The sequence below is a fragment of the Tistrella arctica genome (assembly GCF_039630945.1).
Classification (GTDB): Bacteria; Pseudomonadota; Alphaproteobacteria; order Tistrellales; family Tistrellaceae; genus Tistrella; species Tistrella bauzanensis.
Window position 1 is genome coordinate 381,535 of sequence record NZ_JBBKTV010000001.1, and the last position, 24,925, is coordinate 406,459.

Here is a 24,925-nt window from a genome sequence, read left to right on the forward strand (position 1 = left end):
TTCTGTGGACCGGCGGCGCCGGAGCGCCGCCGGTTAAACGCCGGTGCGTGCTTAATTGCCGGTGAAGACCGGGGGGCGGCGCTCGCCGAGCGCGAGAACGCCCTCGGCATAGTCCCGGCTGTCATTGCATGCGGCGATCGCGATCTGGGCGGCGGTGGCGACCGCTGTGTCCTCGGGGCGGATCGCGGCCCGCACCGTCTGCTTCGAGGCACGGATGCTGAGCGGCGCATTGCCGCGCAGCGTGTCGAGAAGGCCATCGATATGCGCCTGCAACCCGTCGGAGGGCAGGACGGCGTTCACCATGCCCAGCGCCTTGGCCTCGGTGGCGTCATAGCGTTTGGCGGTCATCAGCAGTTCGCGGGCGGCGGCGGCCCCGATCGCATCGACGATCCGGCGCACGCCGGTTGCGTGATAGCCGATGCCGAGGCGCGCGGCCGGCACCGCGAACACCGCGCGGTCGTCGGCATAGCGCAGGTCACAGGCCATGGCGACCCCGAAACCGGCGCCGATGCAGGCACCATGGATCATGGCGATGGTCGGCACCGGCAACGCCTCCAGCGCCACCGAGGCGGCCTCGACGGCGGTGTCATAGCGCTTGGGGCCATCCGATCCGGTGCGGGCGGCATTGAATTCGCTGAGATCGGCGCCGGACACGAAGGCGCGTTCGCCGTGGCCGCGCACCACCACGGCATGCAGTTCGCCCGGTGCCATCGTCGCAAGCCCGCTCAGATGATCGGCCATCGCCACCCACATGCCATAGCTGACGGCATTGCGCTTGGCCGGGTTGCGGATTTCCAGCACGGCGACGCCGCGGTCAAGGGAGAGGGTGACCCCCGGGGTTTCGGCGGCGGGCGTCTGATCGGTCATCGGTCGGGTGCTTTCTAGAGGGGAGGTGGACTTGGAAGGGTGGTGGCGACGGCGCGCGCCGCCGGGTCAGCCGGCATCGGCCAGCCCCGGCGGCGGCCGCAGGATGAAGTCGCGGAGCACGTCGCCCTGGATCACCACATGGGCACGCATCAGGCCGGCGGCGTCATCGGCATCGCCACGCAGGATCGCGGCCATCACCCCGGCATGCTCGCCGTCGGACCCGGCCATGCGACCCGGGCTGCGGCCCTGATGCAGCCGATAGGGTCGCAGCCGGTCGCGCAGCCGTCGGGTTTCCTGTTCCAGATACTGGTTGTGGGCAGCCTGATAGATCAGTTCGTGAAATTGCTCGTTCACCACGTAATAGGCGTCGATATCGCGGTTCATGGCGTGGGTATGGGCAGCGGCACAGGCGGCCTGCAGGGCCATGCGGCCCTCCGGCGTGATCCGGCGCGCGGCCAGCCGGGCGCACAGTCCCTCCAGTTCCGCCATCACCTCGAACATTTCGAGCACCGACGACATGGTCAGCCGCGCGACCACGGCCCGTTGACGGGGGCGGGTGTCGATCAGCCCGCTTTCGGCCAGCCGGCGCACGGCTTCCCGCACCGGCGTGCGTGAAACGCCATAGCGCTCGGCCAGCGTCGTCTCCTCGATCACCGATCCGGGCGGCAGGCCGCCCGACAGGATGTCATCGGCCAGACGCTTCTGAACCTGTTCGGCGATGGTCGGGCGTCGATGGGTCTGCTGATCGGTCATGGGCTGCCGTTGACGGGGTGGTTGCCTGATGAAACAGCGTGAAGGATAGCGCGCCGATCGTCGGCGTGAACGATCCCGCGCCCACCCCTGGCCCGATCCGTGGGCCTTCGGGCGGGATTGCGGCGCAATAGTATCCTGTTTGCGCTGCAATGCATCCTGATTTCAGAAAAGTATATACACTTTGAGAGCTGCCGCCTACACTCCAATGCATGCCAAAGCCAGCCGGAGAAATCGGCGGCGATCCTCGGGAGGAATCCATGCAAGCGATCCTGGGCGGCGCCGACCGCCTGGCCCGTGCTGCCTTCGCCTTGTCGGCAGTGCTGGTCATGTGTCTGGCCGTGTTCGTGTTCTACGAGGTGGTGGCGCGCTATGCCGTCGGCCGCCCGACCACCTGGGTGAACGAGGTCAGTGGTTACCTGCTGGTGGCGGCGACCTTCCTGGCCGGCGGCTGGGTGCTGCGCCAGGGCGCCCATGTCCGTATGGAGATGCTTGAGGAAATGGCCGGCCCGCTTGGGCGCGCCGCGTTGGCGCTGTTCGGCAATCTGGTTGCCTTCCTGGTCGGTATCGCCCTGGTGTGGACCGGCGCCCTGATGGCCTATGATAGCTGGGATTTCGGCTGGGAGTCGCCGACCATCCTGGCCACCCCGCTCTGGATGCCGCAGGCGGCGATCCCGCTGGGCGCGCTGGTGCTGAGCCTGTCGGCGCTGGCTGGCATGCTTGAGGCCCTGGTCAAACTGACCGGTGGCGAGCCGCATGGCCGTCCTGGGGAGGGCGGCCGATGACCGGTGGTATCGTTGCCCTTATCCTGCTGTTCGGGTTCGTGCTGTTCGCGGTGCCGATCGGCTTCGCGTTGTCGGGCGCGACCCTGGCCGGGCTGCTGGCCTTTGGTGATGTCGGATCGCTGTCGGCGCTGGCCAATATCAGTTGGGGCGCCACGGCCGAGTTCGTGCTGACGGCGGTGCCGCTGTTCATTCTGATGAGCGAGATCATCAGCTTCACCGGTATCGGCCGCGACCTGTTCCTGGCGATTGAACGCTGGCTCAGCCGCCTGCCCGGCGGGCTGGCGATGACCGCGGTTTTCGCCTGCGCCGCCTTTGGCGCGGTCAGTGGCACCGGTGTCGGCGTGGCGGCGGTTATCGGCGGCGTGGCGATCCCGGAAATGGTCCGGCGCGGCTATACCCGCGAGATGTCGACCGGCACGGTTGCCGCGTCCAGCGCGCTCGGCATGATCATTCCGCCCAGTCTGCCGCTGATCCTGTATGGCGTGGTCACCGAAACCCCGATCGCCGACCTGTTTCTGGCCGGGCTGGTGCCGGGGCTGCTGATCATCGCCCTGTTCTGTCTGTATATCGGTGTGGCCGTCAGCCTTGGTCATGGCATCCAGCCCGGCGCCACGCGGCCCAGCTTCACCTGGGGTGAGCGGCTGGCCTCAGTGAAGCTGGCGGGGCCGACCCTGCTGCTGATCGTGGCCGTGATCGGCAGCATCTATGCCGGCATCGCCACGCCGACCGAGGCGGCGGCGGTGGGCGTGATCGGCGCGCTGCTGCTTGCGCTGCTCTCGGGCAAGCTCACCTGGCCCAGCTTCCGCACCGCGCTTGTCAATGCCACGCGCACCTCATGCATGGTCATGTTCGTGCTGATCGGCGCCATGCTGTTCGGCTATCTGCTGGGCCTTCTCCGGGTGCCGCAATCGGTCAGCGAATGGGTGCTGCATATGGGCCTGTCGCGCTGGGCGGTCTTCGCCCTGCTGATGCTGGCCTATTTCATTCTGGGCATGTTCCTTGAGGTGACCTCGATCATCCTGATCACCATGCCGATCGTGTATCCGACCATCGTTCAACTGGGCTTCGATCCGATCTGGTTCGCGATGGTGCTGATCGTCAACATGTCCTTCGCCGTGATCACGCCGCCGGTGGGCCTGTGCCTCTATGTCGCGAAGTCCTGCCTGCCTGGAACCAGCATCGGGCAGGTAGTGCGCGGCACCGTGCCGTTCATGGCCCTGCTGGTTCTGGTCATCGTCATCCTGTGCGTCGCGCCCGAACTGGTGACCGACTTCATCCGCTAGAAGAAACGCTCAATGGGAGGTAACCCCACCATGTCCCCGTCCATGCACAAGCGTCTGCCGGGCCTGCGCGCCCGCATCCTCGGCGGTGCCGCCGCCGCGGCGCTCACGCTCGCCGCCGCCGGTGCCGCCAATGCGGCCGATGTGACCATCCGGCTCGGCCATTATTTCGCGACCGAAGACTTCCGCGGCCGCACCGCGCAGCACTTCGCCGACCGGGTCGAGGCGCTGTCGGACAGCATCGATGTCGAGGTGTTTCCTGCCGAAAGCCTGGTGAAAGGCCGAGAGGGTCTTCAGGCGACGGCGCAGGGCACGGTCGACATGTATTCGATCTATGCGGGCTATGTCACCGGCCAGGCCAAGCTTCTGAACATCTTCACCCTGCCGTTCCCGCCGGCTGGCTATACCGATGAGGCGCAGGCGAAGTTCGCGGCCGATCCCGCCGTGCGTGACGTCATCGACCGATCGCTCGGCCGCTTCAATGTCCGCATGCTGGGCGTGATCAACAGCTCGGGCGATGTCGGCATCTTCCTGCGTGAGCCGGTCAACGATATCGGCGATCTGAACGGCCGCAAGCTGCGTGGCGCGGGCGGCCTGTCCGACGAGGCCCTGCGCGCGCTTGGCGGTTCGGTCGTGTTCATGAGCGCGGCCGAGCAGTTCCTGGCATTGCAGACCGGCACGGTCGACGGCATCGCCACCACCTGGTCATCCTACGTGAACAACAATCTCGCCAGCGTCGCGCCGACCCATCTTGACGCCAATCTCGTGCGGTCGCCCTATCTGCTGATCATGAACGGCCGCAAATGGCAATCGCTCGACGCCGATCAGCAGAAGGCGATCGAGCAGGCCGTGACCGAGACCATTGCCTGGTCGACCGAGAACTTCAAGGCGGAGCAGGACAAGCTCTATGCCGAGATCAAGAAGCAGGCGAAGGTGAGCGTGCCCCTGTCGGCAGAGGACCGCGCGAAGGTCGACGAGATGGTGAAGCCGATCTATCAGGGCTTTGTCGACGACAATGGCGAGGACGGCGCCAAGTTGATGGAGCTGTGGAAGCGCTATGCCGGAGCCTCGTGACCCGCAATCCGCCGGGACCGCGTCAGGGTCGTCAATTCCCCGGGGGCCGCTTGCCGGCCTCCGGGTGCTCGACCTGACCCGTGTCCGTTCCGGCCCCGCCGCCACCCGTCTGCTCGCCGACTGGGGCGCCGAGGTCATCCGTGTCGAGCCACCCGCGACCGCGTCGGGCGGCGATGGCATGCTTGGTCGCACCGGCAGCGACTTCGCCAATCTCAATCGGGGCAAGCGTTCAATCACGCTCGATCTCAAGGCCCCCGAAGGTCTGGCATTGTTCCAGCGGATGGTCGCCGGGGCCGATGTCGTGGTCGAAAACTTCCGCCCCGATGTGAAGCAGCGTCTCGGCATCGCCTGGGATGATCTGAGGCCGGCCAATCCGGCCCTGGTGATGGCGTCGATCTCCGGCTTCGGCCAGGACGGCCCCTATGCCGGACGGCCGGGCTTCGACCAGATCGCCCAGGGCATGGGCGGCATCATGTCGGTGACCGGCCTGCCCGGTCAGGGGCCGGTGCGCGCCGGTATTCCCATAGCCGATCTGACGGCGGGCATGTTCTGCGCGCTGGGCATCCTGGCCGCCGTGATCCACGCGCGCGCCACAGGCGAGGGCCAGTGGCTGCACACCTCGCTGCTGGAAGCGCAGGTGTTCATGATGGATTTCCAGGCCGCCCGCTATCTGGTCGAGGGCGAGGTGCCGGGGCAGGCGGGCAACAACCACCCCACCGCGATTCCGACCGGCGTGTTTCCCACCGCCGACCGTCCGATCAATCTGGCGGTCGCGGGCGAGGTGATCTGGCGCCGGTTCTGTCAGACCGTCGGGCTCGACGGTTTGCTGGGTGATCCCGATTTCACCGGTGCCGCCGCGCGGTCGGCCAATCGCGACCGGCTGAACGCGATCATCGCCGAGTGCTTCCAAACCCGGCCCGCCGCCGAATGGATCGCCATGCTGAACGACGCGGGTGTGCCGGCAGGGCCGATCAACGACATGGAACAGGTTTTCGCCGATGAACAGGTCCGTCATCTGAAGCTGGCGGTGCCGGTGGATCTGCCCGAGGCGGATGGTGGCAATGCGGGCGCCGATGCGGGGGACGGCGAGGCGGCGTTGCTGCGACTGCCGGTGACACTCGCGGCCACGCCCGGCGGCATCGCCGGCCCGCCGCCGGCGCTGGGGGCCGATACCCAGCGGGTGCTTGCGACACTTGGCCTCTCCGCCGCGGACATCGCCGGCTTGCGCGATCGCGGTGTGATCTGATCAGATCGACCATCTGGCAGATGCCGTTCCTCTTGTACGAAAGCCCGGATCATGTCTCCCATGCCCGATGCTGGCCGTATCCGCGTTGACACCGCCGGCGCCATCGCCACGCTCACCATCGACAACCCGGAACGGCGCAACGCCATCGGTCTGCATATGTGGCATGCCATGGCGGCGGCGCTCGACGAACTTGCGGCGGAACCGTCGGTCCGGGTGCTGGTCGTTCGTGGTGAGGGCCATCGCGCCTTTGCCTCGGGCGCCGATATCTCGCGCTTCGATCAGGAACGGGCCGATCCGCAGGCGGTGGCGGCCTATGCTCAGGCCACCGGTGCCGTGCTCGGGCGGTTGGCCCGTCACCGCCTGCCGGTGATCGCGATGATCCATGGTGCCTGTGTCGGTGGCGGGCTCAATCTGGCGTTGGCCTGCGATATCCGGATCGCGGATGAGGCGGCGGTGTTCGCCATTCCGGCGGCGCGGCTGGGGGTCGGCTATGGCCGGGACGCGCTGGCAAGGCTTGGCACGGCGGTGGGGCTTGCCCGCGCGCGTGAGATGGTGCTCACCGCCCGGCGGCTGACCGCTCCGGAGGCATTGTCATGGGGGTTGGTGTCCGATGTGGTGCCGCATGTGGCACTGGCCGATGTGGTTGCCGAGAGGGCGGCGGCGATCGCCGGCCTGGCGCCGCTGACCATCAAGGCGGCCAAGCTGTCGCTTGAACACCTGATCGGCGGTAATGGCGCGCCAACGGTCGAGCTTGCCGATCAGGCCGTATCCGATTGCTTCGCCAGCGCCGATTATGCCGAAGGCCGCCGCGCCTTTTCCGACAAGCGGCCGCCCTTGTTCGAAGGCGTGTGAACCCCCGGCGGATCGGTGGCGCGCCAGCATTGCACAACCATTGACATTCATAACCATGAGTTGTGGAACGGCGGCGGGCATGATGGCGGATGTGACGTTGACACAGACGGCTTGACGCCGGGGGCGACATCGCCGGATCATTCCCGGGTCATGTATCCATGCGGCCTGTGCGGATGCCGGACCGGATGCCTCGCGACTTTGCCGGGGCCCACCCCACACCATGGAGCGCGCCAGGCAGTGTTCACCTTCGACGGACTGCATCCCCAGGCGCAATTGTTCATCGACATGCTGCGGGCCAGCCCGCCGCCGCCTTACGACGAGATGGCGCTGGGTGAAGCCAGGGCGTTGTTTCGCGATACGATGCTGCGCTTCCGGGGGCCGGTGCAAACCGGCGTTGCCGTGAAGTCGATGGTGCTGGCGGGGGGGGCCGACGACCGGCCGGGCCGGATCTACCGGTCCGATGCGGCCGGCGAGGGCGCCTTGCCGGCCCTGCTGTTCATGCATGGCGGCGGCTGGGTGCTGGGCGACCTTGAAACCCACGACGATATCTGCCGGCGTCTGGCCATCACATCGGGTGTGGTGGTGGTGTCGCTCGACTATCGTCTGGCGCCGGAGCATCCGTTTCCGGCCGGGCTGGACGATACCGTCGCGGCCTTCCGCGATCTGGTCGCGCGTGCCGGCACGCTGGGGCTCGATCCGGCGCGGATCGCGATCGGGGGCGACAGCGCCGGCGGCAATCTCGCGGCGGCGGCGACCTTGCAACTGCGCCGCGACGACATCCGGCCGGCGTTTCAGTTGCTGATCTATCCGGCCACCGATCTCGGCACCGGCCAGACGCGCGACAAGCGGTCGGCAGAGGGGCTGTTCCTGACCGAGCGGCTGTTGCGCTGGTTCCGCAGCTGCTATGTGCCCGAGAGCGTGTCGCTTGAAGACCCGCGCCTGTCACCGGCCCATGGTGATCTGACCGGCCTGCCGCCCGCCCATATCCTGACCGCCCGATTCGACCCGCTGCAGCGTGAAGGCGAGGCTTATGCCGCGGCGCTCAACGCGGCCGGCGTGGCGGCCAGCCATGTCTGTGCCGAGAGCATGTTCCACGGCTTCCTGCACATGACCGCGTGGTTTGCCGACGCGCGGACCGCCATCGACGCTCTGGCGCACAAGCTTGCCCGGGGTCTGGGTGCCGTGTCCAGCTCATGACCTCTGCGTTGCGCCCCACCAAGCCCGCGGTGCTGCTGGTCCGCACCGGTGACGACGCGCTGGGTCTGGCGACCTGGCGCAGCGGCCTTGCCTCGGCCGGTATCGAGCCGGTCGACGACGTGTCGGATGACGCGGCGGATATCGGCCGCCGGATGGACGCGGTGCCCGATGCGGTCGTCGCGCTGGTGCTTCAACAGCCGCTGGTCGATGCTCTGGAGCGGCTCTGCGGGCTTGCAGCCGGCCTGCCGCCGCGCCGGCTGCTGATCGTGCTGGCCTATGGCGATGCCGCGACCCCGGCGGCGGTGGCTCAGTTGCTGTCGGCCGGCGCCGCCGGCGTGCTGGATGATGGCGGCGATCTGGTCGGACTGTTCGCCATGGTTGCGGAAGCCGTGCGCCGCATTGCCGGTGGCGGTCGCGTGCTGCCGGCGGCCGCCAGGCGCGATGGCGCCAGCGGGGCGCTGGCCGGGCGGATCGCCGCCGATATCGCCGCTGTCGACTGGGGGCGCGGCGCAGCCGGTCTTGCCCCCGATGCGGCATCGGTTGCGACACCCGCCACGGCGGATGCCGATGGCGATGTCATACCATCGGGCCCGGAGCCGGGCCCGCCCGATCCGCGCGCCCCCTGACGGCCATGGCCGTCGATCATCGACCAGGAGAGGTCTCCGCCATGACGCATCCCGCTGGCAGCAGCACCCCGCCGATCGATCTGTGTACCGCCGATGTGGCAACCCTTGCCGCCGCTTATGCCGCCCGCGCCCTGTCGCCGGTGGAGGTGGCACAGGCCTGTCTGGACCGGGCGCGGGCGGTTCAGCCGACATTGAACCCCTGCGCGTTCATCGACGACGAAACCACCCTTGCCGCCGCCCGCCAGTCCGAGGCGCGCTGGATGCGGCAGGCGGCGCTGGGGCCGCTGGACGGCGTGCCGGCGACGATCAAGGATCTTCTGCTGTCGGCCGGCTGGCCCACCCTGCGTGGCAGCCGGGCGATCGATCCGGATCAGCCCTGGGACGAAGACTCGCCGCCGGTGGCGCGGCTGCGCGAGGCGGGCGCCGTCTTCATCGCCAAGACCACCACACCGGAATTCGGCCATAAGGGCGTGACGGAAAGCCCGCTTGCCGGCATCACCCGCAATCCATGGTATCCGGAGGTAACGCCCGGCGGATCGTCGGGCGGGGCGGCGGTGGCGGCCGCAGCCGGCATCGCCGCGCTGAACCTTGGCACCGATGGCGGCGGGTCGATCCGGATTCCGGCAAGCTTTACCGGCATCTTCGGCTTGAAGCCCAGTTTCGGGCGGGTGCCATCCTGGCCGCCCAGTCCTTTTGCCCGCCTGGCGCATGTCGGGCCGATGACCCGCACGGTCACCGACGCGGCACTGATGCTGAACGCGATCGCGCGGCCGGACTGGCGCGACTGGTACGCGCAGCCTTATCCGGCGCAGGACTTCGCCACCCATCTGAATGCCGGGCTCAAAGGTCTGCGGATCGGCTATGCGCCGACGATCAATGACGAACCGGTGGATGAGGACGTGGCCGCGGCCGTGGCGGCCGCAGTGGCGGTGTTCAGGGCCGAGGGTGCGGTGATCGAGCAGATCGATCTGGCACTGCCGGACGCACGCCGGATGTTCCAGATCCTGTGGACGACGGGCGCTGCGGTGATGGCCGCTGGTATGAGCGAGGATCAGCGCCGGCATTTCGACCGCTCGCTGGGGGCGGCGATCGCGATCGGCCAGGGGTTCAGCGCCATCGACCTCGGCACCGCCGAATTCAAGCGGGCGGCGCTGGCGCGGGTGATGGCCGAGCTTCACCAGCGCTATGACCTGATCCTGACGCCGTCCCTGCCGGTCACCGCCTTCACCACAGGCCAGAACCAGCCCGGTCAGGCCGGTTCCACGGAATGGAACGACTGGACCCCGTTCAGCTATCCGTTCAACCTGACCGGCCAGCCGGCCGCGTCCATTCCCTGCGGCTTCGATCGCGACGGATTGCCGGTGGGTCTGCAGATCGTGGGGCCGGTGGGCGCCGATGCCCTGGTGTTGCGCGCCGCCCGCGGCTATGAGCGGGTCTGCCCGATCGCGTTGCCGCCGCTGGATATCTGACCTGTCACCGAGGGTGGCGTGCTGACGTGCGATAATAACCCATGGTATAAAAATTCCGCAGGATATCGCCTTCAGAGCGACACCAGTGGTCCGAACCACGGCGGCGGACGGCATCGCCGCGCAGACAGGAGAGAGCGATGACGCAGATCATCCTCCACCACTATGATAATTCGCCCTTCGCCGAAAAGGCCCGTCTGATGATGGGCTTCAAGGGCTTGACCTGGCAGTCGGTGATCCAGCCGGTCTGGGCGCCGAAGCCACAGTTGACGCCGCTGACCGGCGGCTATCGGCGCACGCCGGTGATGCAGATCGGCGCCGACATCTATATCGACACCAATCTGATCGCCGAAGAACTGGAGCGGCGGCACCCGTCGCCGACCCTGTTCCCTGAAAACGGTACCGCGTCCGGTGGCTGGGGCGGGCTGGTCGCCTATGCGCTGTGGGCGGAACGGATGCTGTTCTGGCCGGCCGTGCGCTATGCCATGGCCTGGAACGCCGAGAAGATGCCGCAGGAGTTGATCGACGACCGCGCGCGGATGAACGGCGCGCCACGCGGCGATGTGGCCAAGATGAAGGCGGCGATTCCGCTGTTCAAGGAACAATTGCACAACGCGCTGGCGGTGCTGGACGATGCGCTTGGCCAGGGATCGCTGTATCTGTTCGGCGACGAGCCGAGCCTGGCTGATTTCGCCGCCTATCACCCGATCTGGTTCCTTGAGAACAACGGCCGCAAGGTCGGTGGTGTGATGGCCGAATATCTGAATGCCCAGGCATGGACCGGCCGGGTGCGCGAGTTCCGCCATGGCACGCGTGAGGATATGATGGCCGAACAGGCGCTGGCCATCGCGCGTGAGGCATCGCCGATCGCCGCCGATCCGATGGGCGAGCCGGACGAGAACGCGCCGGCGCCGGGCACGCGGGTCACCGTCACCCCTGACGATTTCGGCAGGGATCCGGTCGAGGGCGAGGTGATGGCCGCAAGCCGGCGGCGGATCAGCATCCGCCGCGAGGATCCGGAGGTGGGCGAGGTCGCCGTGCACTTCCCCCGCATCGGTTACGTTGTCCGTCCGGTCTGATCGGTATACCGTAGGCGCGCACCCGATGCCGCCCGCGCGGGGACATCCCTGGCGGGCGGCATTGCCATGTATCCGGCCGGTGCGCGCCTCCATCCCCGGGGATGCGCCGCGGCCGTTCGTCGGGAACCGTTCGAGCCATGTCGCTGCGCGTCGATTACTATCTGTCGCTGATCTCGCCCTGGACCTATCTCGGCCATGACCGGCTGGTCGCGATCGCCGACCGGGCCGGGGCGCAGATCGCCTGGAAGCCGGTCGATCTGGGCCGTATCTTTCCTGAAACCGGCGGTCTGCCGCTGAAGCAGCGCTCGGTCCAGCGTCAGGCCTATCGCATGATGGAATTGCGGCGCTGGCCCGACCGTCTGGGCGTGCCGCTGAACCTCGAACCCCGCTTCTTTCCCGCCGATGAGAGCCGGGCCGCGCGGATGGTGTTGCAGGCCATCGCCGAGGGCGGCAATCCTGCCGGCCTGATCGGTGGTGTGCTGACCGCGGTCTGGGCCGAGGATCGCGACATCACCGATCCTGAGACGCTGGTGGATATCACCCGCCGCAACGGCTTCGACAGCGGGCTTCCCGCCCGGGCCGAAGCGGCGGCGGAAGAGCATATCCGCACCCGCGACGCCTTCGGCCGCGAGGCGCTGGCCGCTGGCGTCTTCGGCGCACCGACCTATGTCGTGGGCGACGAGCTGTTCTGGGGCCAGGACCGGCTGGACTTCGTTGCTGCCCGGCTGGGTGTCGCCCTCGACTGACCGGCCGCAGCCATGGCGGCCCGCCGCCACGCATCATGATATCCAGCCGCGGCCCTGCCGATCGCCGCGGCGACCGACCTGACATACCTGGAGAGATCCATGCCTCAGCAGACCATCATCGACGTCAAGGGTGCCCGCGTGCCGGCGCTGGGCTTCGGCACCTGGCAGATCACCGGCCGCGCCTGTGTCCGTGCCGTGCGCACGGCACTGGAACTGGGCTATCGCCACATCGATACCGCGCAGATCTATGATAACGAGGCCGAGGTTGGCGAGGCGCTGGCCGAGTCGCCCGTCGACCGCAGCGAGGTCTTCCTGACCACCAAGGTCTGGTATGAGCGTCTTGCCGCCGGCACCCTTGAGGCGTCGGTGGACGAGTCGCTCAAGAAGCTCGCGGTCGATCAGGTCGACCTGCTGCTGATCCACTGGCCCAATCCCAAGGTCGATCTGGCTCAGACCATGCGGGCGCTGGAGGCGGTGAAGGCCGCCGGTCGCGCCCGTCTGATCGGGCTCAGCAACTTCCCGGTCGCGTTGATGCGTCGCGTGGTCGAGGAACTGGGCGTCGACGTCGCGGCCGATCAGGTGGAGTACCATCCCTATCTGAACCAGACGCCTGTGATCGACTATGCCCGGGCCCATGGCATGATGGTCACCGCCTACAGCCCGCTCGCCCGTGGCAAGGTTGCCGACGATCCGGTGATCCGCGAGATCGCTGACGCGCATGGCGCGAGCCCGGCCCAGATCGTGCTGCGCTGGCTGATCGATCAGCCTATGGTCAGCGCCATCCCCAAGGCCGGTAGCGAGGCCCATATCCGTGCCAATCTGGCGGCGCTCGACATCACGCTCAGCGATGCGGATCGCGCCCGCATCGATGCCCTGCGCGGCAATGGCCGGATGATCAATCCGTCCTTCGCGCCGGAATGGGACCGGGCCTGACCGCAACCCGGCTTTTGCCGGACGGGACCAGCAAGCGGCGGGGCACCGGCCCGACCGCTTGCTGGTTCCGACCGCTTGCTGGTTCCGGCAGGTCGGCTGTCGCATGGTCAGTCGGGAAAGCCCAGAAACCGCGCGAAGCCTTCCACCGGTTCGCGCGGGGTTTCAAGCCGGGCGGTGACGTCGCAGGGGTCGGCATGGCCGATGGCGATGCCGCAGACGATCTGCTCGCCCGGGTCCAGCCCCGCCACCTCGCGCAGCACGTCGTCATAGGTGGCGAGTGCGGCCTGCGGGCAGGTCTGAAGCCCCATCGCCTCGGCGGCGATCAGCACCTGGCCCACGAAGATGCCGACATCCACCCAGGATCCCTGTTCCATGTCGCGATCAATGGTGATCAGCAGCCCCACCGGCGCGTCGAAAAAGGCGTAGTTGCGCCGTTCCTGCGCCTGCATGCGGTCGACATCGCCGCGTCCGATACCGAGCAGGCCATAGAGCGACCAGCCCAGCGCCCGCCGTCGCTCCTGATAGGGCGCGCGCCACTTCACCGGGTAATAGGTATAGCCCCAACCGGCGCGCGGGCTACCGGCCGCATGATCGGCGGTCATGGCCGCGACCGCGCGGGCGCGGGCCTCGCCGGCCAGAACGTGCACTTTCCACGGCTGAATGTTCGACCCGCTGGGCGCGCGCGCGGCCAGGGCCAGGATCTGCTCGATCGTCTCGCGCGCCACCGGATCGGGCCGGAACGCGCGGGTGCTGCGCCGGCCGGCCATCGCTTGGCCGACGGGTGCGGCTGCGGCGGCGATAGCGGCGGTCATGCGGTCGGGATTTTCGGTTTTGGTCATGTCGCTTGTCCATGATTCCTTTATTCTCAGCAGGCAGAATGCCATGAAACGTCATCGGCCGCGCTGTTTCAGCGCAGGCCGGCGGCAATAGCTGGCCAACACGCGGCTGCACCGATCGTCGGCTGGGGACGTCCGGACGATGGTGTGTGGGGAGACGGCGGTCGGGAACCCATGAATCGGGAGCCTTGCCGGCCGATGGTATCAGTGCACGGCGGCCGCAGAGGGTCTGGACGCAGATGTTCGAATTCACCGAAGCGGCCCATGACCATTTCGTATCAGGCAGCCTGCAGCCATGGCTGGTCGCCTTGTCGCTGATGATCGCGTTCCTGGCTTCCTGTGCGGCGCTTCAGACGGCGGCGCGGATCGGCGAGGCACGCGGGCGGATGCGGATGCTGTGGATCGTCGCCGGCGGCGTCGTCCTGGGCGGTGGCATCTGGTCGATGCATTTCATCGGCATGCTGGCCCATGAACTGCCGTTTCCGGTCAGCTATGATCTGACCCTGACCGTGCTGTCACTGCTGCTGGCGGTGGCCCTGACCACGGTCGGGCTGGTGCTGGTCAGTCGCGAGAAGATCGGGCCATTGACGCTTCCCGGCGCCGGGCTGCTGACGGCATCAGGCGTGGCCGGCATGCATTACCTGGGCATGGCGGCGATGCGGATGCCGGCACGCCTGCTCTATGAACCCTATATGTTCGGGCTCAGCCTGCTTGTCGCATTCGTGGCCGCCACTGCGGCCCTTGGTATCGCGCGCCGCAGGACCGGCCTGTTCGTCAAGCTTGCGGCCTCGCTGGTGATGACGGTCGCGATTGCCGGCATGCATTACGTCGGCATGGCCGCGGCGCGCTTCGAGCCGCAGCCGACCATAGCACTTGGCAAGCTGCTGTTTCTTGAGGCGAATTATCATGCGGTCCGGCCCGAGGTCATGGCGGTGTTCGTGGCCCTGGGTGCGATCCTGGTCGTGGTGATCGTCGTCGCCTCGGCGGCGGTGGACAAGCGCTTCGCCATCTCCGCCGCCCGCGAGGCAGAGGCGTTGCGGCTGGGCCAGCAGCGGATGGCCGCGCTGCTGGAGAACGCCACCGACCTGATCGTGGTCACGAATGACGGAGCCACGGTGCTTGAGGCGGCGGGCCCTCATGAATTGGCAAAAGCCGCGCTCGGCCGCAACATCGCCGATCTGGCGGCGTCTGATGACGGCGTCCGGCTGGCCGGGCTGGTGGCATTGGTGGCCGGCGGCGCCTGCGCCTCGGCCACGGACGAGATCCGCATCGACCTGGCCGGGCGGGGCGCGCGCGCCTGCGACGTGCTGGTGCGCGATCTTCGCCATGATCGTGCGGTCGGCGGATTGGTGATCAGCTTTCATGACGTCGAGGAGCGCAGCGCCGTCCAGGCCGCCATGGCCGAGGCCCGGGACATCGCCGACAGCGCCAGCCGGGCGAAATCCCGTTTCATTTCGATGATGAGCCACGAGCTGCGCACGCCGCTTGCGGCGATCCTGGGCTATGCCGACCTGATCGGCGCCCGGATGCACGGCCCGCTGGGTGCCGCCGCCTATGACGGCTATGTCGACGAGATCGGCCGCGCCGGTCGACGGCTGATCACCATGGTCGACGCGATCATCGGCCTTGGCCGGATCGATGGCGGCGAGGAGGTGGTGGAACTGCGCCGGGTGGAGGCGCAGGGCATGCTGCGTCTGGCGGTGCGCACCGCGGCCGAGAAGGCGCGCAGGGCTGGTGTCCGACTGGAGCATGTCGACAACGGTCCGGTTCATGTGCTGGCCGATCCGCGCTGCTGCACCCGGGTGCTCGACCATGTATTCGACAACGCCATCAAGTTCACCGAAGCGGATGGAGAGGTGGTGGCTCTGGTCGAGGTCCGGCCCGACGGCATCGCCGCCCTGACCATCAGCGATACCGGCATCGGCATTCCGCCGGAAAGTCTGGCCCACGTCGCGGAGCCGTTTTTTCAGGCCGATGACGGGCTGTCGCGACGGTTCGAGGGCGCCGGGCTGGGCTTGACCGTTGCCAAAGCCCTGACAGAACTTCAGGGCGGCACCATCGACATCGACAGCACCTATGGATTCGGTACCACGGTGCGGCTGTGCCTGCCGATCGTGGTGGCCCGGAATCTGGCCGGCGCCGACGATGACGGGCCGGGCACGGCCGAGGAGACGGCGGTCGGTTGACCGGTCTGTCGTGCGCGGGCTTGGCGCAGACGGCATCGATGCTTCATGATGCAGGCGACGGATTTTGATTGTGTCGGGAGTTCAGAAGCAGTGACCGATCTCATGACTGCCGACCGCACGCGCCTCGCCAGCCGCGTGTCGGGGCGAGACGGCGTCTGGTCGCGCCTGCGCCAGTTCGCTGCGGCGCTGGCCCTGCCGGTCGTGATGGGCCTGGCGGTGCCGGTCGTGACGGTCCTGGCGGTGCCGGGCATGGCGCCGGCGCGGGCGGCGACGCCGCCCGACACGCTGGTGATGGCCCATTACATCGACGATATCGCGACCTTCGATCCGGCCGAGAGCTTCGAACTGGCGACCGGCGAAATCCTCAACAACGTCTATCTGCGCCTGACCGTGCCGGACCCGCAGGACTTCACGAAGATCCAGGGCGGGGCTGCCGAGCGCTGGGAAATATCCGACGACGGGCGGACCTTCACCTTCACCATGCGCCCCGGCATCACCTTCCAGAGCGGCCGGCCACTGACCGCCCATGATGCCGCGTTCTCATTGCAGCGGGTGGTGAAGCTGAACAAGGCGCCATCCTTCATCCTGACCCGGCTGGGCTGGACGCCCGAGACGGTCGACCAGATGGTGGTGGCGCGCGACGATGCGACGCTGGAGTTGACCATGGGCGAGGTCTTCGCGCCAAGTTTCGTGCTCAACAGCCTGTCATCGAGCATCGGCGCTGTGGTGGATCACGTCGAGGCGCAGGCACACGAGACCGACGGCGATTTCGGCAATGGCTGGCTGAAGACCAACAGTGCCGGCAGCGGCGCTTATCGGCTGGTGACGTGGCGGCCCAAGGAAGCGGTGGTGCTGGAGGCCAACCCGGATTTCTATGCCGGCGCACCCAAACTCAAGCGGGTGATCATCCGCCATGTGCCCGAGCCGACCGCGCAGCGGCTGCTGCTGGAGAAAGGCGATGTCGATATCGCCCGCCGGCTTGGCACCGAGCAGTTGAAGGGTATTGCCGGCAATCTTGACCTGAAGGTCGAAACCGAGCCCAAGGCCACGATCTATTATCTGGCCCTGAACCAGAAGGTCGAGGCGCTGACCGACCCGAAGGTGCGTGCGGCGATGCGCTGGGCGATCGATTATGACGGCATCGCCTCCACCCTGCTCGACGGGCTGTACCGGCCGCATCAGGCGATCCTGGGGGCCGGCAGCTTTGGCGCCCTGACCGACCGGCCCTATGCGCGCGATGTCGACAAGGCCCGGGCGCTGATGGCGGAGGCCGGCTATGCCGATGGCTTCGATCTGAAGCTCGACGTGTCAGGCGTGGCCCCCTATCGCGACATTGCCCAGGCGCTGCAGGCCAATTTCGCCGAGATCGGCATCCGGGTCACGCTGGTGACCGCCGATACCCGTCAGGTGCTGACCAAATACCGGGCACGGGCGCATGAAGCCCTGCTGATGTACTGGTCGCCCGATTATGGCGACCCGAATTCCACGGTCGATTATTTCGCCCGCAATCCCGACAACAGCGAGGGCGGCACGGCCAAGACCATCGCATGGCGCAACGCCTGGAAGAATGACGAGATCGGCGGGCTTGCGGAAGCCGCGGTCGGCGAGCGCGACACCGAGGCCCGGGTGGCGCTGTATCAGGATATCCAGCAGCGGCTGCGCGAGGAGGGGCCGGTGATCGTGATGTTCCAGCAGACCGAGCCCACCGCCATGCGCAAGCCGGTGACCGGCTGGATTTCGGGCCCGGCCTTCGACACCTATATCTACTGGCAGGTCACCAAGTGAGGGCAGGACCGCCTGTTGCCGGCCGGTCGTCGTTCAAGGCCGCGACCGGTCTGGTGGTCGGTCTGGCGGTCACCCTGCTGGGGCTGGTGGTGGTGACCTTCCTGATCGGCCGGGTGGTGCCGATCGATCCGGCGCTGGTGGTGGCGGGTGACCGCGCCGGCCCCGCGGCTTATCAGGCGGCGCGCGTGGCGCTTGGCCTCGATCTGCCGCTTTATGAACAATTGCTGCTCTATCTGTGGAACGTGCTGAACGGCGATCTGGGCCGGTCGACGATGACCGGATTGACGGTTGCCGAGGATGTGGCGCGGGTGTTTCCGGCAACGGTGGAACTGGCCATGGCCGGCACGATCATCGGCGTCGGGCTTGGCGTGCCCCTGGGGGTGATCGCTGCCGCCCGCGCCGGACGGCTGGCCGATCATCTGGTGCGGGCGGTGGCGCTGGTCGGCTATTCGGTGCCGGTGTTCTGGCTGGGGCTGGTAGGGTTGCTGGTGTTCTATGCCCGGCTTGGCTGGGTGGCCGGCCCCGGCCGGCTGGACGTGGTCTGGGCCTATACGATCCCCGAGGTCACCGGCTTCGTGCTGATCGATACCCTGCTTGCGGGCGAGCCGGCGGCAATGCTCGACGGCTTTCGTCACCTGATCCTGCCGGCGGCGATCCTGGGTTATTTTTCAATGGCCTATGTGGCGCGGATGACCCGGTCTCTGATGATCGAACAGCTTGGGCAGGATTACATTCTGGCGGCCCGCGCCAAGGGTGTGCCCGAGGCGCTGATCCTGTGGGGGCATGCCTTCCGCAATATCCTGGTGCCGCTGGTCACCGTGGTGGCGCTGACCTTTGCCCATCTTCTGGAAGGTGCTGTGCTGACCGAAACCGTCTTCGCATGGCCCGGTATCGGGCTGTACATCACCCAGGCGCTGTTCGCCGCCGATATGAACGCGGTGCTGGGCGGCACTCTGGTGGTGGGTGTGGCCTTCGTGCTGATGAACCGGGCGGCCGACCTGATCCACCGCCGGCTGGATGCGCGGTTGCGCAACGAGGCCGCGCAATGATGCCTGATCACGTCGCAGCCCGCCGGCGTCTGTCGCCTGTCGGCCGTATGGCCCGCCATGCCGCCCGCACCCCGCGCAGCCGGGCCGAAGCGCGCCGTCTGGCCATGCTCGGCCTGCTGGCGCGCGCGCTCGGCAATCCGGCCACGGTTGTCGGCGCATTGATCGTGGCACTGCTGCTGGTGATGGCGGCGGCCGCGCCGGTGATCGCAACCACCGATCCTCTGGCGCAGGATCTGACCGCCCGGCTGCTGCCGCCCGATGCCATGCACTGGCTGGGCACCGACCATCTTGGCCGCGACATCTTCGCGCGGGTCGTGCACGGCGCCAGGCTCACCTTGGCCGTGGTGCTGTCGGTGGCGGTTCTGGTCGGGCCGGTGGGGCTGGCGATCGGCATTGCCGCCGGCTATTTCGGTGGCTGGATCGATACCGTGCTGATGGGGCTGACCGATATCGTCATGGCCTTTCCGCGGCTGGTGCTGGCCCTGGCCCTGGCGGCGGTTCTGGGACCGGGGATCGAGAACGCGATCGCGGCGATCGCGGTCACCGGCTGGCCACCTTATGCGCGGCTGGCGCGAGCCGAGGCCCGGCTGGTGCGGGGGCGCGATTTCGTGCAGGCGGCGCGGCTGGCGGGGGCCTCCGATCTGCGGATTCTGGCATCGCATGTGGCGCCGCTCTGCCTGTCGTCGGTGATCGTGCGGCTGACCCTGGATATGGCGGGCGTGATCCTGATCTTCGCGGGGCTTGGTTTTCTGGGGCTGGGCGTGCAGGCGCCGGCGCCGGAATGGGGAGCGATGGTGGCGACGGGGCGCGATTACATCATCGATCAATGGTGGGTGGCGACCCTGCCGGGCGTTGCCATCTTCATCGTCAGCATGGGGTTCAACCTGCTGGGCGACGGCTTGCGCGACGTGCTGGACCCGCGCGGCCGCACGGGGAGCGGCTCATGATCGGCGGTGATGGCGTGGATCGGGCCGGCCGGCCGGACTGGCTCGACATTCAGGATCTGTCGGTGGCCTTTCCCGGTCCCGACGGCATGGTTGAGGCGGTGCGCGGCATCAGCCTGTCGATGGCGGCGGGGGAAAGGCTGGCGATCGTGGGAGAGAGCGGGTCGGGCAAATCGATCTCGATGCGCGCGGTGATGGGCTTGCTGCCGCATCAGGCACGGGTCCGGGCCACCCGTCTCGCTTTCGACGGCATCGATCTTCTGGCCGGCCACGCGATGCGGCGCCTGCGCGGCCGGCGCATCGCCATGGTGTTGCAGGATCCGAAGGCGGCGCTGGACCCGGTCATGACCGCCGGTGCCCAGATCGCCGAGGGCCTGCGCCTGCATCGCGGCCTGCGCGGCCGGGCCGCCAGGGCCGCGGCACTGGATCTGCTCGACCGGGTGCGGATCGACGGCCCGGCACGGGTGCATGATCTGTATCCGCATCAGATGTCGGGCGGTATGGCGCAGCGGGTGATGATCGCGATGATGCTGGCTGGTGAACCGGAACTGCTGATCGCCGACGAGCCGACCTCGGCGCTGGATGTGTCGGTGCGCGGCGAGATTCTGGCGCTGATCGACGGGCTGGTTCGCGACCGGGCCATGGGGCTGGTGCTGATCTCTCATGATCTGGATCTGGTCGCGGCTTTCACCGACCGGGTGGCGGTGATGTATGGCGGCCGGATCATGGAGACACTGCCGGCGGACGGGCTTGGCCATGCCCGCCATCCCTATACCCGTGGGTTGATCGGCTGCCGGCCGCGGCTGGATGCGCGCGTGGCGCCATTGCCGGTGCTGGTGCGCGATCCGCGCTGGCGGGACGGGCCGCAGGCGACCTCGTCCGAAGGGCGCGGGTCATGATCGCCATTCAGTCGCTGACTGTCCGTTTCAGCGGCCTCGCCGCGGTGGACGATGTGTCGCTGACGGTGGGCGAGGGCGACGCGGTGGGCGTGGTCGGGGAAAGCGGTTCCGGCAAGTCGACCCTGCTCCGGGCGGTGGCCGGGCTGGTGGCACCCGCTGCGGGGCGGGTGCTGCTGAACGATCGGCCGGTGGTGGTGGCGGATGGCGGTGGTGCCGCGCGCGGGCTCGTCGCCCGGCGGGCGCGGGCGCGACTGATGCAGATGGTGTTTCAGGATCCATCGACCGCGCTGCATCCCCGCCACACCGTCGATCGCATCCTGGCCGAGCCGCTGGCGATCCACGGCATCGGCGATACCGAGCCGCGGATTCTGGGAGCCCTGGCCGATGTCGGGCTGGATGCGGCGCTGCGTTTCCGCTTTCCGCACCAATTGTCGGGCGGGCAGCGCCAGCGGGTGGCGATCGCCCGCGCGCTGATCCTGGAACCACGGGTGCTGCTGCTCGACGAACCGACCTCGGCGCTGGATGTATCGGTGCAGGCCGAGGTGCTGAACCTGCTCGACGGCCTGCGGACGGCCCGTGGCCTGACCGTGCTGATGGTGGGCCATGATCTGGCGGTGGTGGCGCATCTGTGTTCGCGGGCGCTGGTGATGCATCGCGGGCAGGCGGTGGAAACGCTCACCCGCGACGACATCCATGCCGGCCATGCCACCGCCCCCTATACCCGGGCGCTGCTGGCGGCCGCCCGCGATCCACGCGTGTCGGGTTCAGCCGCCAAGGGCTAGCATCGCGGCATCCAGATCAGCGATCAGGTCATCCGGGTCTTCCAGGCCGATATGCAGCCGCAAATGGATGCCGGGGCGGATATCGGCATCGGCCCTGCGGTTCGACAGGTCGCAGATCAGCGCCAGACTTTCGAATCCGCCCCAGGATGCGCCGATGCCGAACAGCTCCAGCGCGTCGACCATTGCCTCCACCCGCGCCCGAGGGATATCGGCCTGGAAGGCGACCGTCATCAACCCGGCGGCGGCGGTGAAATCGCGGGTGAACAGCGCATGTCCGGCATCGCCTTCGCGCGGCGGATACAGCACGGCCGCAATCTCAGGCCGTGCCGCCAGATGGTTCGCCACCGCCATTGCGTGGCGGCCATGGGCATCGAAGCGGATCGGAAGGGTCCGCACGCCGCGCAGCGCCAGCGCGCAGTCATCGGCTGAGACCACGGTGCCCAGGGTCAGCCAGCTATCGTGCAGCGTCTGGTAATGGGCCTCGGTGGTGGTGACCGTGCCCATCATCACATCGGAATGGCCGCAGACATATTTGGTCGCGGCCAGGATCGAGAGATCGGCGCCATGAGCCAGCGGTTGGAACGCCCAGCCACTGGCCCAGGTGTTGTCGACCGACAGCAGCGCGCCGGCGTCATGGGCGATATCGGCCAGCGCCCGGATATCCTGCATCTCCATGGTGAAGGAACCGGGGCTTTCGGCGTGGATCAGCCGGGTTTCCGGCCGGATCAGATCGAGGATGTCCGACCCGTCGGGGCGGTAGTAATCCACCTGGATGCCGCGCGCTTCCAGATGGCGGGCAAACAGCCGCCGCACCGGCTGGTAGACGCTGTCGGTCACCAGCACATGGTCGCCGGGCTTCAGAAAGGCGAGCATCGCGCCGGCGACCGCTGCTTGTCCGGACGGATACAGCTTGGCGCCGAAGCCGCCTTCCAGATCGGCGATCACGTCTTCCAGCGCGAAGGCCGTGGGGGTGCCGCGCACGCCATAGGTGAACAGCCGCTCGGTGTCGCGGCGGCGGCGGGCATCGGCCATCTGGGCGGTGCTGTCGAACAGCACGGTCGAGGCGCGCACCACCGGGTGGTTGACGGTGCGCGGCCCGTGGCCGGTTCTTGGGGGCCGCCCCAGATGGATCAGGCGTGTGCTGCGCTTCACGATGCGGCCTCCTGGCGGCGAGGGGTCATGACCGGCGGTTCGAATGCGGTCACCGCCGGCGGCGTGCCGTCGAAGACCTCGATCTCGACCAGGGTCGAATGGGCACTCGGCGCCTGCGAGACCGCGGATGTCGGCCGGTCGGCGGTCAGCACGTTCGGATTGCCATGCTTGTCCAGGCTGCCGGGGGTGGACGGGTCGACCGGGTCATACCAGGCACCGGTCGCCAGCCGGACCACGCCCGGCATGACATCCGCCGAAACCACGGCACCGGCGAGCGTGGCGCCGCGATCGTTGAACACCCGCACGATCATGCCGTCGCCGATGCCCCGGCGTGCGGCATCGTCGGGATGGATGACCACCGGCTCGCGACCCTGGATCTTGGCACCGGTGCTCAACCCCGCCGGATCGAGCTGGCCATGCAGGCGGGTGGCCGGCTGATGGCTGATCAGGTGCAGCGGATAGCGCCCGGCCAGATCGGCGCCCAGCCATTCATCGGGCGCGATCCAGACCGGATGGCCGGGGCAATGGGCATCGCCGAACGACGCCACACGCTCGGAATGCAGTTCGATCAGGCCCGACGGGGTGTGCAGCGGATGGGCGGCCGGGTCGGCGCGCAGATCGGCGAACATGGTATAGGGCGTCTCAGGCTCGGGCACTTCGACCATGCCCGATTGCCAGAAGCTGTCGAAATCAGGGAAATCGATGCCGCGCGCCGCGTTGGCCGTCGCGGCCTCGGCATACAGCGCCCGCAGCCAGGTCATCTCGTCGCGGCCTTCGGTGAAGGCGTCCTCGATGCCCAGACGTCGGGCGAGGCCTGAGAAGATGTCATAGTCGTTGCGGGCCTCGCCCAGCGGCTCGATCGCCTTGTGCATGGCCAGGATAAATCGGTCGCGGCCGCTGGCGCCGATGTCGTTGCGCTCCAGCGTCGTGGTCGCCGGCAGCACGATGTCGGCATGACGGGCGGTCGCGGTCCAGAACTGTTCATGCACGACCACGGTTTCCGGGCGCCGGAAGGCGGTGACCAGCCGGTTCAGATCCTGATGGTGATGGAAGGGATTGCCGCCGCACCAATAGACCATCCGGATATCGGGATAGGTCATGTCCTGGCCGTTATAGCGATAGGCGCCGCCGGGGTTGAGCATCATGTCGCTGATCCGCGCCACCGGGATATACCGCCCGGTCTGGTTGCGGCCCAGGCCGATGCGTGGCGAGGCCATCGGCTGGCGCGGCGCGCCCATATTGCCCAGCGACGCCAGTCCCAGCGCAAAGCCGCCGCCGGGCAGGCCGACATGGCCGGCCATGCAGGCCAGCGCGATCGCCGCCCACAGCGCCTGCTCGCCGCGATCGGCCCGCTGCAACGACCACGAGACGTTGACGAACGACCGCTCGGCCTTCAGCGCCAGCGCCAGCGCGCGGATGGTCGCCGCCGGCACGCCCGAAATGGCCTCGGCCCATTCAGGGGTCTTGGGCGTGCCGTCCTCGTCGCCGCGCAGATAGGCGAAGACACGCTCGGCGCCGACGGTGCAGCGGTTCAGGAAATCCTGATCCGCCAGCCCCTGATCCAGCAGAACCCCGGCCATGGCCAGCATGACCGCGGTATCGGTGTTGGGCCGGATGGTCTGCCATTCGGCGCCGGGCGGCACATCGGCCTTTGACGGCGTGATGCAGACGATGCGGATGCCGGCCTCGCGCATCCGCTCCAGCCAGAGTGCGCCGGTGTGCACGCCATTGCCGCCGGCCTCGATCTGAAGATTGATCCTGGGCAGGCCGCCGAAGCACACCATCAGCCGGCAATGTGCGGCCAGCCCGTCCAGCGACGACACCGGCCCCTGGACCGCCTCGATCGTTCCCAGGATATGGGGAAGAATCGTGATCGCAGCGGCATAGCTGTAATTCTGAACCTGATCAGTGAAGCCGCCGCCGGCGTTCAGGAACCGGTGCAACTGCGATTTGGCGTGATGGAAGCGGCCGGCGCTCGACCAGCCATAAGAGCCGCCGAAGATCGCCTCGCCGCCATGGTCGCGACGCACGCGCGCCACTTCGCCCGCCACCATGTCCAGCGCCTCGTCCCATGGCACGGCCACGAAATCATCGGCGCCGCGCCGGTCGCGGCCGCGATCGGTGCCGCCCTCCAGCCAGCCGCGCCGCACGGCCGGCCGGGCCACCCGGATGCGATGGTTCACGGCATCCGGGGTGGTGGCGACCATCGGCGAGGGATAGGGGTCACCCTCACGCGGGATCGCCTCGACCAGCCGGCCATCGCGGACGATGGCGGTGAACGAGCCCCAATGGGCGGCATGCGGAACGCGGCGGATATCGGACATGGAAGCGGGCATCTCACTCAAGGCCAGGGCAGACGAGGGGCGGCGGGGGCCGGACATGGCAGACCGG

At 68.1% G+C, this 24,925-nt stretch carries 22 protein-coding genes; 17 read left to right on the forward strand and 5 right to left on the reverse strand.

The window, feature by feature from the left end:
* Positions 1 to 51 precede the first annotated feature (51 nt).
* Positions 52 to 867, reverse strand: a complete 816-nt coding sequence (locus tag WG924_RS01695; RefSeq protein ID WP_345931112.1) for an enoyl-CoA hydratase-related protein — start codon at positions 865 to 867, stop codon at positions 52 to 54.
* Between the two features lie 66 nt (positions 868 to 933).
* On the reverse strand, positions 934 to 1,620 hold the full coding sequence (locus tag WG924_RS01700) for a GntR family transcriptional regulator (protein ID WP_345931114.1): 687 nt from the start codon (positions 1,618 to 1,620) through the stop codon (positions 934 to 936).
* 257 nt (positions 1,621 to 1,877) lie between these two features.
* On the opposite strand from WG924_RS01700, the gene WG924_RS01705 reads away from it, so the two are divergent.
* From WG924_RS01705 to WG924_RS01755, 11 genes are all read left to right on the forward strand, one after another.
* Positions 1,878 to 2,402: a TRAP transporter small permease subunit gene (locus tag WG924_RS01705; protein WP_345931116.1), complete on the forward strand. Its 525-nt coding sequence runs from the start codon at positions 1,878 to 1,880 to the stop codon at positions 2,400 to 2,402.
* Positions 2,399 to 3,685 carry a TRAP transporter large permease gene (locus WG924_RS01710; RefSeq protein WP_345931119.1) on the forward strand — a complete coding sequence of 429 codons (1,287 nt, stop codon included), beginning with the start codon at positions 2,399 to 2,401 and terminating at the stop codon, positions 3,683 to 3,685. The genes WG924_RS01705 and WG924_RS01710 overlap by 4 nt, the downstream gene beginning before the upstream one ends.
* A 30-nt stretch (positions 3,686 to 3,715) precedes the next feature.
* Positions 3,716 to 4,756 (forward strand): TRAP transporter substrate-binding protein, encoded by a 1,041-nt coding sequence (locus WG924_RS01715; protein WP_345931121.1) that lies wholly within the window; start codon positions 3,716 to 3,718, stop codon positions 4,754 to 4,756.
* Positions 4,740 to 6,002 (forward strand): CaiB/BaiF CoA transferase family protein, encoded by a 1,263-nt coding sequence (locus WG924_RS01720; RefSeq protein ID WP_345931123.1) that lies wholly within the window; start codon positions 4,740 to 4,742, stop codon positions 6,000 to 6,002. Before WG924_RS01715 ends, WG924_RS01720 begins: the two co-directional genes overlap by 17 nt.
* Before the next feature lie 60 nt (positions 6,003 to 6,062).
* A complete protein-coding gene (locus WG924_RS01725; RefSeq protein WP_345931125.1) occupies positions 6,063 to 6,854 on the forward strand; it encodes an enoyl-CoA hydratase in 792 nt (263 codons plus the stop codon).
* Positions 6,855 to 7,091: 237 nt separating this feature from the next.
* Positions 7,092 to 8,051, forward strand: a complete 960-nt coding sequence (locus WG924_RS01730; RefSeq protein WP_345931127.1) for an alpha/beta hydrolase — start codon at positions 7,092 to 7,094, stop codon at positions 8,049 to 8,051.
* Entirely contained in the window at positions 8,048 to 8,677 is a 630-nt protein-coding gene (locus WG924_RS01735; RefSeq protein ID WP_345931129.1) for a hypothetical protein, read from the forward strand. The genes WG924_RS01730 and WG924_RS01735 overlap by 4 nt, the downstream gene beginning before the upstream one ends.
* Before the next feature lie 41 nt (positions 8,678 to 8,718).
* Positions 8,719 to 10,146, forward strand: a complete 1,428-nt coding sequence (locus WG924_RS01740) for an amidase (protein WP_345931131.1) — start codon at positions 8,719 to 8,721, stop codon at positions 10,144 to 10,146.
* Positions 10,147 to 10,283: 137 nt separating this feature from the next.
* The gene (locus WG924_RS01745; protein WP_345931133.1) at positions 10,284 to 11,222 is read left to right on the forward strand and encodes a glutathione S-transferase family protein; all 939 of its coding nucleotides are present in this window, start codon (positions 10,284 to 10,286) and stop codon (positions 11,220 to 11,222) included.
* 137 nt (positions 11,223 to 11,359) lie between these two features.
* Positions 11,360 to 11,968 (forward strand): 2-hydroxychromene-2-carboxylate isomerase, encoded by a 609-nt coding sequence (locus tag WG924_RS01750; protein WP_345931135.1) that lies wholly within the window; start codon positions 11,360 to 11,362, stop codon positions 11,966 to 11,968.
* Between the two features lie 99 nt (positions 11,969 to 12,067).
* A complete protein-coding gene (locus WG924_RS01755; RefSeq protein ID WP_345931137.1) occupies positions 12,068 to 12,901 on the forward strand; it encodes an aldo/keto reductase in 834 nt (277 codons plus the stop codon).
* Positions 12,902 to 13,008: 107 nt separating this feature from the next.
* Here WG924_RS01755 and WG924_RS01760 read toward each other — a convergent pair whose 3' ends face one another.
* The gene (locus WG924_RS01760) at positions 13,009 to 13,668 is read right to left on the reverse strand and encodes a nitroreductase (RefSeq protein WP_345931734.1); all 660 of its coding nucleotides are present in this window, start codon (positions 13,666 to 13,668) and stop codon (positions 13,009 to 13,011) included.
* Positions 13,669 to 13,976: 308 nt separating this feature from the next.
* Here WG924_RS01760 and WG924_RS01765 point away from each other — a divergent pair, with 308 nt between their 5' ends.
* The 6 genes from WG924_RS01765 to WG924_RS01790 all read left to right on the forward strand — a co-directional run bounded on the left by WG924_RS01765 (position 13,977) and on the right by WG924_RS01790 (position 21,382).
* Positions 13,977 to 15,923, forward strand: a complete 1,947-nt coding sequence (locus tag WG924_RS01765; protein WP_345931139.1) for a sensor histidine kinase — start codon at positions 13,977 to 13,979, stop codon at positions 15,921 to 15,923.
* Positions 15,924 to 16,013: 90 nt separating this feature from the next.
* The gene (locus WG924_RS01770) at positions 16,014 to 17,708 is read left to right on the forward strand and encodes an ABC transporter substrate-binding protein (RefSeq protein WP_345931141.1); all 1,695 of its coding nucleotides are present in this window, start codon (positions 16,014 to 16,016) and stop codon (positions 17,706 to 17,708) included.
* Positions 17,705 to 18,757 (forward strand): ABC transporter permease, encoded by a 1,053-nt coding sequence (locus WG924_RS01775; RefSeq protein WP_345931143.1) that lies wholly within the window; start codon positions 17,705 to 17,707, stop codon positions 18,755 to 18,757. The genes WG924_RS01770 and WG924_RS01775 overlap by 4 nt, the downstream gene beginning before the upstream one ends.
* Positions 18,757 to 19,704, forward strand: a complete 948-nt coding sequence (locus tag WG924_RS01780; protein WP_372045147.1) for an ABC transporter permease — start codon at positions 18,757 to 18,759, stop codon at positions 19,702 to 19,704. Before WG924_RS01775 ends, WG924_RS01780 begins: the two co-directional genes overlap by 1 nt.
* The gene (locus tag WG924_RS01785; protein WP_345931145.1) at positions 19,701 to 20,600 is read left to right on the forward strand and encodes an ABC transporter ATP-binding protein; all 900 of its coding nucleotides are present in this window, start codon (positions 19,701 to 19,703) and stop codon (positions 20,598 to 20,600) included. The genes WG924_RS01780 and WG924_RS01785 overlap by 4 nt, the downstream gene beginning before the upstream one ends.
* Positions 20,597 to 21,382, forward strand: coding sequence for an ABC transporter ATP-binding protein (locus WG924_RS01790; RefSeq protein WP_345931147.1), 786 nt, complete (start codon positions 20,597 to 20,599; stop codon positions 21,380 to 21,382). The genes WG924_RS01785 and WG924_RS01790 overlap by 4 nt, the downstream gene beginning before the upstream one ends.
* Here WG924_RS01790 and metC read toward each other — a convergent pair.
* The gene (metC, locus tag WG924_RS01795) at positions 21,365 to 22,534 is read right to left on the reverse strand and encodes a cystathionine beta-lyase (protein ID WP_345931149.1); all 1,170 of its coding nucleotides are present in this window, start codon (positions 22,532 to 22,534) and stop codon (positions 21,365 to 21,367) included. The genes WG924_RS01790 and metC overlap by 18 nt on opposite strands.
* A complete protein-coding gene (locus WG924_RS01800; protein ID WP_345931151.1) occupies positions 22,531 to 24,858 on the reverse strand; it encodes a molybdopterin-dependent oxidoreductase in 2,328 nt (775 codons plus the stop codon). The genes metC and WG924_RS01800 overlap by 4 nt, the downstream gene beginning before the upstream one ends.
* Between the last annotated feature and the right edge of the window lie 67 nt (positions 24,859 to 24,925).

Excerpts from the sequence above, each read along its gene's own strand:
- WG924_RS01695 (WP_345931112.1), bottom strand. The coding sequence starts at position 867 with ATGACCGATCAGACGCCCGCCGCCGAAACCCCGGGGGTCACCCTCTCC.
- WG924_RS01700 (WP_345931114.1), bottom strand. The coding sequence starts at position 1,620 with ATGACCGATCAGCAGACCCATCGACGCCCGACCATCGCCGAACAGGTT.
- WG924_RS01705 (WP_345931116.1), top strand. The coding sequence starts at position 1,878 with ATGCAAGCGATCCTGGGCGGCGCCGACCGCCTGGCCCGTGCTGCCTTC.
- WG924_RS01710 (WP_345931119.1), top strand. The coding sequence starts at position 2,399 with ATGACCGGTGGTATCGTTGCCCTTATCCTGCTGTTCGGGTTCGTGCTG.
- WG924_RS01715 (WP_345931121.1), top strand. The coding sequence starts at position 3,716 with ATGTCCCCGTCCATGCACAAGCGTCTGCCGGGCCTGCGCGCCCGCATC.
- WG924_RS01720 (WP_345931123.1), top strand. The coding sequence starts at position 4,740 with ATGCCGGAGCCTCGTGACCCGCAATCCGCCGGGACCGCGTCAGGGTCG.
- WG924_RS01725 (WP_345931125.1), top strand. The coding sequence starts at position 6,063 with ATGCCCGATGCTGGCCGTATCCGCGTTGACACCGCCGGCGCCATCGCC.
- WG924_RS01735 (WP_345931129.1), top strand. The coding sequence starts at position 8,048 with ATGACCTCTGCGTTGCGCCCCACCAAGCCCGCGGTGCTGCTGGTCCGC.
- WG924_RS01740 (WP_345931131.1), top strand. The coding sequence starts at position 8,719 with ATGACGCATCCCGCTGGCAGCAGCACCCCGCCGATCGATCTGTGTACC.
- WG924_RS01745 (WP_345931133.1), top strand. The coding sequence starts at position 10,284 with ATGACGCAGATCATCCTCCACCACTATGATAATTCGCCCTTCGCCGAA.
- WG924_RS01750 (WP_345931135.1), top strand. The coding sequence starts at position 11,360 with ATGTCGCTGCGCGTCGATTACTATCTGTCGCTGATCTCGCCCTGGACC.
- WG924_RS01755 (WP_345931137.1), top strand. The coding sequence starts at position 12,068 with ATGCCTCAGCAGACCATCATCGACGTCAAGGGTGCCCGCGTGCCGGCG.
- WG924_RS01760 (WP_345931734.1), bottom strand. The coding sequence starts at position 13,668 with ATGGCCGGCCGGCGCAGCACCCGCGCGTTCCGGCCCGATCCGGTGGCG.
- WG924_RS01765 (WP_345931139.1), top strand. The coding sequence starts at position 13,977 with ATGTTCGAATTCACCGAAGCGGCCCATGACCATTTCGTATCAGGCAGC.
- WG924_RS01780 (WP_372045147.1), top strand. The coding sequence starts at position 18,757 with ATGCCTGATCACGTCGCAGCCCGCCGGCGTCTGTCGCCTGTCGGCCGT.
- WG924_RS01785 (WP_345931145.1), top strand. The coding sequence starts at position 19,701 with ATGATCGGCGGTGATGGCGTGGATCGGGCCGGCCGGCCGGACTGGCTC.
- WG924_RS01790 (WP_345931147.1), top strand. The coding sequence starts at position 20,597 with ATGATCGCCATTCAGTCGCTGACTGTCCGTTTCAGCGGCCTCGCCGCG.
- WG924_RS01800 (WP_345931151.1), bottom strand. The coding sequence starts at position 24,858 with ATGTCCGATATCCGCCGCGTTCCGCATGCCGCCCATTGGGGCTCGTTC.